This is a genomic window from Streptomyces roseochromogenus subsp. oscitans DS 12.976, assembly GCF_000497445.1.
Taxonomy (GTDB): domain Bacteria; phylum Actinomycetota; class Actinomycetes; order Streptomycetales; family Streptomycetaceae; genus Streptomyces; species Streptomyces oscitans.
The window spans coordinates 4,838,046-4,844,424 of record NZ_CM002285.1 but is presented as its reverse complement, the minus strand read 5'-3'; the positions used below and the strand labels follow the sequence as shown (position 1 = coordinate 4,844,424).

Annotated in this window: 5 protein-coding genes and 2 pseudogenes; 4 read left to right on the top strand and 3 right to left on the bottom strand. The window is 71.2% G+C overall.

Annotated elements, in window-relative coordinates; all coding sequences use genetic code 11:
• Positions 1 to 225 (bottom strand): annotated as a pseudogene (locus M878_RS000000100040) (protease); the annotation flags it as partial.
• Between the two features lie 213 nt (positions 226 to 438).
• Here M878_RS000000100040 and M878_RS70500 point away from each other — a divergent pair.
• The 3 genes from M878_RS70500 to M878_RS70490 all read left to right on the top strand — a co-directional run bounded on the left by M878_RS70500 (position 439) and on the right by M878_RS70490 (position 3,277).
• Positions 439 to 1,269, top strand: a complete 831-nt coding sequence (locus M878_RS70500; protein WP_023548763.1) for a glycerophosphodiester phosphodiesterase — start codon at positions 439 to 441, stop codon at positions 1,267 to 1,269.
• A gap of 169 nt (positions 1,270 to 1,438) precedes the next feature.
• On the top strand, positions 1,439 to 2,077 hold the full coding sequence (locus M878_RS70495; RefSeq protein WP_037730758.1) for an ATP-binding protein: 639 nt from the start codon (positions 1,439 to 1,441) through the stop codon (positions 2,075 to 2,077).
• A 234-nt stretch (positions 2,078 to 2,311) separates the two neighbouring features.
• Positions 2,312 to 3,277: a DUF5926 family protein gene (locus M878_RS70490; RefSeq protein ID WP_023548759.1), complete on the top strand. Its 966-nt coding sequence runs from the start codon at positions 2,312 to 2,314 to the stop codon at positions 3,275 to 3,277.
• Between the two features lie 244 nt (positions 3,278 to 3,521).
• Here M878_RS70490 and M878_RS70485 read toward each other — a convergent pair whose 3' ends face one another.
• Both M878_RS70485 and M878_RS70480 read right to left on the bottom strand, forming a co-directional pair.
• Complete coding sequence (locus M878_RS70485; protein ID WP_023548757.1) at positions 3,522 to 4,169, bottom strand: hypothetical protein; 648 nt, start codon at positions 4,167 to 4,169, stop codon at positions 3,522 to 3,524.
• A 219-nt stretch (positions 4,170 to 4,388) separates the two neighbouring features.
• Complete coding sequence (locus M878_RS70480; RefSeq protein WP_023548755.1) at positions 4,389 to 5,054, bottom strand: bifunctional DNA primase/polymerase; 666 nt, start codon at positions 5,052 to 5,054, stop codon at positions 4,389 to 4,391.
• A 614-nt stretch (positions 5,055 to 5,668) separates the two neighbouring features.
• On the opposite strand from M878_RS70480, the pseudogene M878_RS70475 reads away from it, so the two are divergent.
• Positions 5,669 to 6,379 (top strand): annotated as a pseudogene (locus tag M878_RS70475) (phosphatase); the annotation flags it as partial.

The following is a 6,379-nucleotide window of genomic DNA, read 5'->3' as shown; positions in this document are numbered from 1 at the left end:
CCATGAGCCGTCAGGGGCCGGGCCGGAGGCGTGCGGGGCGGACGCGTGCGGGGTGCTGGACTGAGCCTCGGCGGGGGCCGGAGCGTCCTGCGGGACCGGCGGAAGGGGAGCCGTCGGCGCGTTCCCCTCGGGGGCCATGCCCTGCGGGGAGGCGGAAGAGGCCACCGGCACGGGAGGTGCGGACGGGGCCGGGGGTACCTCGTTGCCCTCGTTCTCGGTGCTCACAGCTCTTCTCCTCGATCCACGGCTGTTGTATGCAGTCAGCTTTTCCCACGGGCCGTCAGAGCACCATAAGCGGTGGCTGTGGGTCCGGGGACTCTCTTTACATAGGACCTTTGCGGCAAAAGTTATATAAACGAGCAGGGTGGATACCGACGTTCGCCGCACAGACGCATCCACGCCGCCGCGCGTACTCCACGACGGTGGCACCATGACGCGGTGACCCACGCACCACAGCGCTCCATCCAGGTCGTCGCCCACCGAGGCGCCTCCGAAGACGCGCCCGAGCACACTCTGGCCGCCTACAAGAAGGCCCTCGAGGACGGCGCCGACGCCCTTGAGTGTGACGTACGACTGACCGCCGACGGCCATCTGGTCTGTGTCCACGACCGCCGGGTGAACCGTACCTCCAACGGCCGCGGCGCCGTCTCCGCACTGGAGCTGGCCGATCTCGCCGCCCTCGACTTCGGCTCCTGGAGGACGCACGAGGCCTGGCGCGGCCGGGACGAGGAGCCGGACTGGGTGAACCGGCCGGAGGACCCGGCGGACACCTCTGTGCTCACCCTGGAGCGGCTGCTGGAGCTGGTCGCGGACGCCGGGCGGCGGGTGGAGCTGGCCATCGAGACCAAGCACCCCACGCGTTGGGCCGGCCAGGTCGAGGAGCGGCTGCTGGCGCTGCTGAAGCGATTCGGCCTGGACGCCCCTGCCTCGGCCGCCGAGTCCCCGGTCCGGATCATGAGTTTCTCGGCGCGTTCGCTGCATCGCGTGCGTGCCGCCTCACCGACGCTGCCGACGGTCTATCTGGTGCAGTTCCTCACTCCGCGCCTGCGCGACGGGCGGCTGCCCGCGGGCGTGCGGATCGCGGGGCCCTCGATCCGTATCGTGCGCAACCACCCCGCCTATGTGGAGCGGCTGAAACGCGCCGGTCACCAGGTCCACGTCTGGACCGTGAACGAGCCCGAGGACGTCGATCTCTGTGTGGAACTGGGCATCGACGCCATCATCACCAACCGCCCGCGCGCAGTGCTGCGACAACTGGGGCGTCTGTGACCTCAAGAGGCCGGTAAGGAGCCGGACGCATCCCTTGACCCCGCTGTGCGGCTGCTGAATTCTCCCTTCTCGGCCACACCAATGAAATCCAGCCATTACGACGACCGAAGGAAAGGCCTTCGTCACAGGGAGTGCTCCGGCGCGTTCGCTCCGTACAAGGCCGTTGCGAATGCGTCACCGGAAGAGGATTGGCCGGTTTCCGGTACAGGCCAATGGGGCATCCACACCGTGGCGTGGGGCAAAGGAGGTCTCGGGGGTGGCGTTGGTGGTGGCACAGGAAGTGCCCACGTCGTCGAGCATGGCCGTACCCCATGGCCCTGCGGGCGTGGGGAAGGCGAGGCACCGGATGCGTTCGCAGCTGCGCAGCGGCGGCGTGTCCGAATCGGTTATCGACGATGCCGTACTGATCCTTTCCGAACTGTTGAGCAATGCCTGCAAACACGGGCGGCCCCTGGGCGACGCGTTGGCCGGCGACGGCGACGTGCGTGCCGCATGGCGGGTGGACGCACGGGGCCGGCTCATCGTCGAGGTGACGGACGGCGGCGGCCCGACCCGCCCGGCGCCGGCCACCCCGTCGGTGACCGCGCACGGCGGCCGGGGGCTCAACATCATCACTGCCCTCGCCGACGACTGGGGTGTCCAGGACGGCGTCCGCGGTGAGGTGACGGTCTGGGTGGTGGTCCACGAGGACGTCCACGATCCCGATGCGGGGTGCCGCCAGGACGGTTTCGCTACGCGCGTCACCGCCCCCGCCCTCGCGGACATGTCCGGCCTCGACTTCGCGGACGCGTTCGACGACCTGGGCTGACACGGCGTGAGCTGAGACGTGTGAGCTGAGACGCGTGAGCCGAGACAGCGTGAGCCGAGACGGCGTGAGCCGAGATGACCTGAGCCGAGACGGCCAGGGCTGAGGGAAATCGGTCCACAGGTTCACGCCTCTGGCGCCGCGCTGGTGTGCGTTGTCCACAGGTTCCCGCCGGTCACGGCCCGAACGGCTAGGCTCCCGCCCGTACGAGAAGCGCCGTAACCGGGAGACCCCACGATGGCCAAGAAGCGACCCCAGACGAAGGCCGAGCGGCCGAAGCTGATCGACGGCGAGATCCCGGTCGTCGGCGCCCGTGAGCCCTGCCCCTGCGGCAGCGGCCGGCGCTACAAGGCGTGCCACGGCCGGGCCGCGGCACACGCGGTGACCGAGCTGGTGCACCGCCCGTTCGAGGGCTTGCCGGGCGAGGGCGACTGGGTGGCGCTGCGCGAGCTGGTGCCGGCCGCGACGGTCGAGCTGACCCTCAAGGACGGCCTGCCCGAGGGCGTCCCCTCGGTCACGCTCGCCACGGTGCTGCCGATGGCCTGGCCCGCGCTGCGCCGCGACGACGGCTCGGTCCTGATCGGCCTGCAGAACGACACGGCATCCGGCGACCTCAGCCGCGACCTCGCCGACACCCTCCTGCGCGCGCTCCAGGCCGAGCCCGGCACCCCGGTGCAGGGCCGCCGCGCCCCTGCCGAGGGTCCGCGGCTACAGGACGTGCTGGACCTCCGGGCGCCGTTCGAGCCGGTCGTGCAGAGCGGCTTCGAGTTCTGGGTACCGGACGCGGAGAACGCCACACCGGAGGTGACCGCCTCCCTGGAGCGGGCGAACGCGGCCGCCATCCCGACGGCCAGGCTGACCGGCGTGGACGCGGCGTACTGGTGCGAGACCCCTGAGAAGAACCACCTGCGCTGGGTGATGCCGCATCCGGAGGAGCAGCTTCTGGACGCTCTCGCGCGGCTGCACGCGGCGGGCCGCTCCAACCTGGGCGAGGGCACCCGGCTCGTGGGCTCCTTCCGTGCTCACGGCCTCACAGTGCCGGTCTGGGACCTGCCGAGCGGGGTCACGGCGGACGACGTGGAGAAGCCGGCCGCCGAGTTCGCCGAGCGCCTCGCCGTCGCCCTCGCCGCCACCGAGCCGCTCACGCCGGAGGAGCGCCGGGCGCGCGGCGGACTGACCAACCGGCAGGTCACACTCAGCTGACGCGCTCGCGGGCGCGGGCCACGACTGAACGGTCGGTGAGCCGGGGGCCGCGCCCGCGAATCAGGTGACTCCGGTCACAACTCGCCCTGGTGACAGGGAATTCGGTGGCCGAATGACCCAGACGGAATTTGCGAACCGCCGATCTCTTGTTACGGTTCCATTAGCCCGGTTGCTGGTGCATCCCCCGTCGCCAGCAACCGGGTCTTTCCATGTCCGCGTTTGGTGTACATCCCGTCGCGAAGTGTCAACTCCCGCCCGTGGGCTGACCGTTGTTGGTGACATTCGCCGCGTCACTGCCCGAGCGCAGCAGCAGCGCGCCATCGGCCCCGCGTGTGGCGAACTCGTCGACGGCCGTGTAACCGTCCGGTCCGCCCTTGGTGTGCTCACGGGGAGTCTCACAGGTGGCAGGCTCGTCGTCGGTGCCCGTGACGCAGTGCATCTGCACACTGCGGCCGCCGGGGCCCATCAGGCTCAGCACGGAGTCCAGCGACTTGCCGGTGGTGTTGCGGTAATAGGTGCGGGCCCAGGTGTCCGCGCCCTGGGTCAGCACACAGGTCTGCGCCTCCAGGCCGTCGGCGGAGGTCAGCTGGGGGCCGCACCGCGCGGCGGTGGCCAAGCCGAGCCCGAGCAGCCCGGGTGTCCGTCCGGCATCGGGGATCTTGGCGTCACCGTCCCCGCCGGCGTCCTCGGCTCCGGCGGCATCCCCGGCCACGACATCGTCGCGCGAGCGGGCGGCATGGTCCCGCCCGGAGTCCTTACCGCTCCCAGAGGCGTGCTTGTGCCCGGAGCCCCCTGCGGCGTCCCGCGGCCGTTCCGCCATCGCGTGCCGGGCCGCCTCGCCCACCTGCCCCGCGGACGCCACGGCCAACGGCAGCACGACCGCCGCCACCACGACGCCGATGAGCGCGAGCAGCCACCACGTCCGGGAATCCGACCGGCGCGCCTCCGCCGGCCGTGCCCCGTGCCGTGGTGATCTGCGGCCGTGTCTCCCGGACGGCCGACTCCCCTGTCCCCCCGAACCCCCAGAACCCCCAGAACCCCCAGAATTTCGCAGCATGTGCGGAAGATAACGAGCGAGCGGGGCTCGCCCCCGGCGCCCGCGCCGAGATCCCTAGAACTCGGGTGCGCTCACACCCGTACGAGTGAGGGCGTCGACCACGGCGTCCACCACGGCCTCCACATCGGGCACCCAGGGCGCGGCCGAGCCGGGCAGCGGGGCCCGCTCCCAGCGGAGGGTGCCGTGGGCGGTCTCGGACGGGGGCAGCGCGACATAGCCGCCCTCGCCGTGGAAACGCAGGGAACCGGGGACGAAGTCCTTGGCGTAGAGCAGTTCGCCCAACTGCTGCAGGGAGTACGGCTTGACGAGCAGGGCCCAGCGGTTCGGCGCGGCGATCACCGGGCCGAGCCGCATGCCGCGCCGGTCGAGCAGAGCGAGGGCGTGCGAGGCGGCGAGCGCCGGCAGGCTGACCGCGCAGGGCGCCTTGCCTCCGGTGGCCAGGACGATCGGCGCGCTCGGCCGGTTGGTCCACCACCAGCGCACCATCCGTGCGTCGGTCGTGGCCGCGAGCAGGCCCGGATCGAAGGGGTGCGCACCGGGCACCGTGCACTCCGGGTCGGGGCAGCCGCAGCGGGCCCGCCCCCGCGGGTCCGGGGCCACACCCGGGAGTACCGGCCACTGCCATTCGGTCGCGAAGGTCAGGGCCGCGCTGATCAGCTCAGGCCTCCCGTCGTTCCGCCTGGACAGGAGCCTGCGTCGCCTTCCGAGGATCTCGCGCATGAGCGCTCGTTCCTTTCCGTTGCACCGCTGGCAACACCGTGGTCCACATCACACCATGTGTCGATCACTTCACTGTGCGTACCTGTTGGCGCATCACACCCCCGCACACGGCAGGGGGAACCCCAGGGGGTCGAGCATTGGGCCGCGTCCGCGTTCCTTAGTGCGTCCATCAAAAGCACGGTTGCGGCACGGGGGTGGCGAAGTATGGCGTTTTTGCCGTCGCGCGTGTTTCTCTCCGCCTCCGCCAGGGAGGATGGGGCTCGGCCGTCGGTGGCTATGACGCCCGGGTCCGTCGCCAGGTTCCGGGTGGCCCCCAGCCACCCCTGGCCTTCTCCGAGTACGTACCCATCACGACCGCTGTGACGCTCTGTGGAGCAAGGCCAGTCGACCGCAATGAACCGATACCCGAGGCAGTTTTAAGCCAACTTGGCAGTAAGGCAAGGGGTTCGGAAGAAACCCTCGTCCGCCCCATGGACACCAGGAATCCCCGCAGGACAATGCTGGACATCCCCTCACGAGTGCGTGTACATGTGGAGACACTGCTAGCGGCGCAGAATGACATGGGGGTTTGCGATGCTTTTCAGCAATACGCACCGGTCTGAAGGCCGGACGCCATGAACGCCCCGCACCCTCCGAAAGTGGCCGGAATCGATCCCACAGTTCCGACGCCCGCACACACTGTCGCGCCCACCCCCCACGCCCCAGGCGCCACCGCCTCCCCGGACGCCGCCCCCGTCCCGGCCCCGAACACCCCCGCACCCGGCACCCTCCTCCAGGACCGGCTGGCCGGCTGGGTCTCGGACCTCACGACCCTCCACGAACTCACCGAACGCCTGTCCCGCACGCACGCGCTGGAACCCGCCCTGCACGAGCTGCTGCGCGCCGGAGCCGCCCTCGTCGGCGCCCGCCGCGGCCTCGTCGCCCTGGAACCCGGCGACGGACTCGGCCCCCGTACCACCCTCGGCCTCGGCCTCGGCCGCGCCGACCTCGGCCACATCGAGACCGTCCCGCGCGGCGCGCTGCCGTACGACACCGGCACGACCACCGAGATCGTCCACCCCGACCTGCTCGCCGAGGACGGCCTCGACCCCCGGCACCGCGAGGTGGCCGCCCGCCTCGGCTACGCCGCCAGCTACGCCCTGCCCCTCGCCTCCCAGACCGCAGGCCGCCTCGGCGCCGCCGTCTGGCTCTACGACGAACCGGCCGAGCCCCACGAGCGGCAGCGCCACCTCGCCGGCCTCTACGTCCGGCACGCCACCGAGCACCTCGCCCGGCTGGTGGAAGTGGAACGCACCCGCGCGCGCGTGGCGACCATCACCGAGGAA

Excerpts from the sequence above, each read along its gene's own strand:
- M878_RS70495 (WP_037730758.1), top strand. The coding sequence starts at position 1,439 with ATGCGTCACCGGAAGAGGATTGGCCGGTTTCCGGTACAGGCCAATGGG.
- M878_RS70490 (WP_023548759.1), top strand. The coding sequence starts at position 2,312 with ATGGCCAAGAAGCGACCCCAGACGAAGGCCGAGCGGCCGAAGCTGATC.
- M878_RS70480 (WP_023548755.1), bottom strand. The coding sequence starts at position 5,054 with ATGCGCGAGATCCTCGGAAGGCGACGCAGGCTCCTGTCCAGGCGGAAC.